General features: G+C 59.9%; 3 protein-coding genes. 1 reads left to right on the top strand and 2 read right to left on the bottom strand.

All coding sequences use genetic code 11. The features are described 5' to 3' along the window. The coding region (locus JJE47_09255; GenBank protein MBK5267606.1) for a VTT domain-containing protein at positions 1 to 627 on the top strand (627 nt) is incomplete at its 5' end. A 25-nt stretch (positions 628 to 652) separates the two neighbouring features. On the opposite strand, the gene JJE47_09250 is transcribed toward JJE47_09255, so the two are convergent. Both JJE47_09250 and JJE47_09245 read right to left on the bottom strand, forming a co-directional pair. Then, the gene (locus JJE47_09250) at positions 653 to 1,018 is read right to left on the bottom strand and encodes a nuclear transport factor 2 family protein (protein ID MBK5267605.1); all 366 of its coding nucleotides are present in this window, start codon (positions 1,016 to 1,018) and stop codon (positions 653 to 655) included. 2 nt (positions 1,019 to 1,020) lie between these two features. Continuing rightward, positions 1,021 to 2,009 (bottom strand): NADH-quinone oxidoreductase subunit D (locus tag JJE47_09245; GenBank protein ID MBK5267604.1); only part of this gene is annotated, 989 nt, incomplete at its 5' end.

Raw genomic sequence — 2,009 nt, 5'->3', positions numbered from 1 at the left:
GAGATCGGTGTCACGAACATTGCCTTCTTCTACGTCGTCTCCGGCGTAACGAGCATCATCATTCGTCCGCTACTCGGTCGCACGTCCGACCGCCTCGGGCGCGGCGTTTCGATAGGCGTGGCCTTTGTCTTCCAGGCGATCGGCATTGCTTTCATCATGACGGCGAATGGCCTGCCGCTAATCCTCGTCGGCTGCTTTATGGCGGCTGTCACCGGCGATCAGGTCGGATATGCCTTCGGCAGGAAAGTCGGGCCAGCTCTGTTCCGGCGTCCGGATTCACGGTTCTTCAAGAAGGAGTACCTCGAAAAGGCCCAGAGCTTCTTCGATCGGTATGGGGCCAAGACCATTCTCCTGGCCCGATTCGTGCCGATCGTTCGCACATTCGCCCCGATCGTGGCAGGGGCCGGGACCATGCACTATCGAACCTTTGTCACCTACAACCTGGTGGGTGGCCTGTTGTGGGCGGTCGGAGTCACCCTTCTCGGATACATGCTGGGCGAGCTCATCCCCGACATCGACGCCTATCTGCTGCCGATCATCGCCGGGATCATCTTCTTGTCGTTCGTCCCCATCGGTTTGGAGTGGCTGAAGGCTCGCAAGCGGCGAGCCCTCAGAAACGATCAATAACCCTTACGGGCCCGAAGGTCGAGCTTCAAGACCTCGGTTGGAGCATGAACCATTCGGAGAACCGCACGCACCTGCCCTCCCCGTCGAACTCGATCTCCCACAGGTTCCAAAACACACGGCCATCCGAGTATGAGGAGGTTCCAGTGGTGAAAACCTTGTTCCCGGCGACAAGGAGAGGGCGATATGAGGCCTCCCAGCTTCCAGGCTCGTCCTGATCGCCTATCCAGCTGTCAGCCACGGCATCGGATCCAACCAGGGCCTCGTCCCATGGATGATATTTGTACGAGACATCGTCTGAGAACAATGACTTGATCTCATCGCGGTCGTAACTGCGCCACGCCTCGATGTAGCGATCAAGCCAGGCCTGGACCTTGTCGGGTGTCATTTCCATGATTAGCGGTCGACGTCGCCCATGACAGGATCAAGGGAAGCGATCGTGGCGATGGTGTCGGCCACGGTTGAGTCGGCCATCATGATCGGAAGGCCCTGGAGGTTGTAGAAGGATGGGGCCCGGGTGTGGATCCGGTAGGGCTTGCCCTCACCATCCGAGACCAGATAGCAGCCCAACTCCCCCCGGGGTGACTCGATGGCGACGTAGGTCTCGCCCGGCGGCACCCGGAAACCTTCGGTGAAGATCTTGAAATGGTGGATCAACGCTTCCATCGATTCATCGATCCGCTGCCGCGGGGGCGGAGTCACTTTGCGGTCGTCGGTTCGGTAGTCACCTTTCGGCATTACCGCGGCGACCTGCTGGACGATGCTGACCGATTGAAGCATTTCCTCGATGCGGACCCGATAGCGGTCGTATACATCGCCGAATTCCCCCACCGGCACTTCGAACTCGAACTGCTCGATACCCGAGTACGGGAAGGCCTTGCGGAGATCCCAGGCCACGCCGGTGGACCGAAGTGTCGGCCCAGTAATGCTGTAGGCAATGCATTCCTCGCGGGTGATGACCCCGATCCCCCGGGTGCGGCCAGTCCAGATTGGATTCTCGCGAAGCATGTCGTCGTAGTCGGCGATACGGGCCGGGATGTTCTCGCAGATAGCCGCCACGTCGGCTCTCCACCCAGGAGGGAGGTCGGCTGCTACCCCACCGGGCCTGATGTAGTTGTGATTGAGACGCAAACCGGTGACCTTTTCGAAAAAGGCGAGGATCGATTCGCGTTCACGAAAACCGTAGGTCATGATCGAAAGGGCACCGATGTCCATGCCGTTGGTGGCCATTGCAACCAGGTGCGACGAGATCCGATTGAGCTCGGTCATCAGGATTCGAATCGCCTGGCCTCGGGGCGGGACCCCCACCCCCAGCAGTCGCTCTACCGCCAGGGAAAAGGCCAATTCGTTGTGGAGCGGGGCGAGGTAATCCATCCGGGTGACGT

This window comes from Acidimicrobiia bacterium, from assembly GCA_016650365.1.
In the GTDB taxonomy this organism is placed as follows: domain Bacteria; phylum Actinomycetota; class Acidimicrobiia; order Spongiisociales; family JAENVV01; genus JAENVV01.
This window is presented reverse-complemented; position numbering and strand designations above follow the sequence as displayed.